Source organism: Clostridium cuniculi (assembly GCF_004353185.1).
Taxonomy (GTDB): domain Bacteria; phylum Bacillota; class Clostridia; order Clostridiales; family Clostridiaceae; genus Clostridium; species Clostridium cuniculi.
Genome location: NZ_SMUS01000096.1, coordinates 1 through 1,363 on the forward strand (window position 1 = coordinate 1; position 1,363 = coordinate 1,363).

Annotated in this window: 1 protein-coding gene and 1 rRNA gene; one reads left to right on the top strand and one right to left on the bottom strand. The window is 29.1% G+C overall.

Features of this window, described 5'->3' with window-relative positions:
* A 16S ribosomal RNA gene (locus tag EJJ37_RS19700) occupies positions 1-96 on the bottom strand; the annotation flags it as partial.
* 462 nt (positions 97-558) lie between these two features.
* Here EJJ37_RS19700 and EJJ37_RS19705 point away from each other — a divergent pair.
* On the top strand, positions 559-1,236 hold the full coding sequence (locus tag EJJ37_RS19705) for a uracil-DNA glycosylase (protein ID WP_133017122.1): 678 nt from the start codon (positions 559-561) through the stop codon (positions 1,234-1,236).
* Positions 1,237-1,363: the final 127 nt, after the last annotated feature.

The following is a 1,363-nucleotide window of genomic DNA, read 5'->3' on the forward strand; positions in this document are numbered from 1 at the left end:
CGCTAGCTTTGTTCCGAAGAACTCCACTCGCTCGACTTGCATGTGTTAGGCACGCCGCCAGCGTTCGTCCTGAGCCAGGATCAAACTCTCACTAAAAAGTTTAATCATTTGCTCAAATTACTTTGAGTCTTTGTTTTAAGACTCTCAAAAGAATTGCTGGTTTACTTTAACTATATTCTGTTCAATTTTCAAAGACCATTTACTCTGTCGCACCGAAGCGACTTCCTTATCTTATCATTTCTTCCGACTGCTGTCAACAACTTTTTTAAAAAAGTTTTAACTTTCATCATTTTTGAAGAAACTATCTTGTCACATCAACTCTAACAGTCATTCGCTTTGTTTGTTTTTGTCATCAGCGACGAGATTTATAATATCACTATTCATTTATTATTATTATTACTTTTAATTGATTATATTCAAATATATTTAACATTGCTTATTTTTTCTTATTTTTTCTCTATTTTTCTATTATTGATATACTAGGTAACGTTTGTGTTATAATTATCTAATATTTATAAATTAATTAAAAAAAACTATTCTTAATTAGGAGTGATCATAATGGCAAATATATTGAAAAATGATTGGAAAGATCTTTTGGAAGATGAATTTAATAAAGAATATTATCAAACTTTAAGAAGCTTTTTGATAAATGAATATAAAACTAAAACCATATATCCTGATAAATATGATATCTTTAACGCTCTACACTTTACCTCTTATAAAGATATAAAGGTTGTTATCCTTGGTCAAGATCCATATCATGGTCCAGGTCAAGCACATGGGTTAAGCTTTTCTGTTAATCCTAGTATAAAAATACCTCCTTCATTACTAAACATATATAAAGAATTAAACTCTGATTTAGGTTGCTATATTCCTAATAATGGATACTTAAAGAAATGGGCAGATCAAGGAGTATTACTTTTAAACACTTCTCTTACTGTTAGAGCCGGTGAAGCAAATTCGCATAAAAGTATAGGCTGGGAAATATTCACTGACAAGATCATTTCTTTAGTCAATGAAAAAGAAGATCCTGTTGTATTTTTACTTTGGGGTAATAATGCAATCAAAAAGAAAAATTTAATTACAAATAAGAGACACTTAATTCTTACTTCTGTTCATCCAAGTCCTTTATCTGCATCTAGAGGATTTTTGGGAAGCAAGCCATTTTCAAAGATTAATAACTTCTTAATTTCTATTAATAAAAAACCTATTGATTGGCAAATAGAAAATATATAAAAAGGAGCTGTCGCAATAGCGGGTAAAAAAATCCGCTAGCAATAGCTCTTTTTCTATATTTTCAAAAAAATAATTGTACATTTTCGATTAAAATCAAATTGAATATAAAAATAGACGCACTTAAATA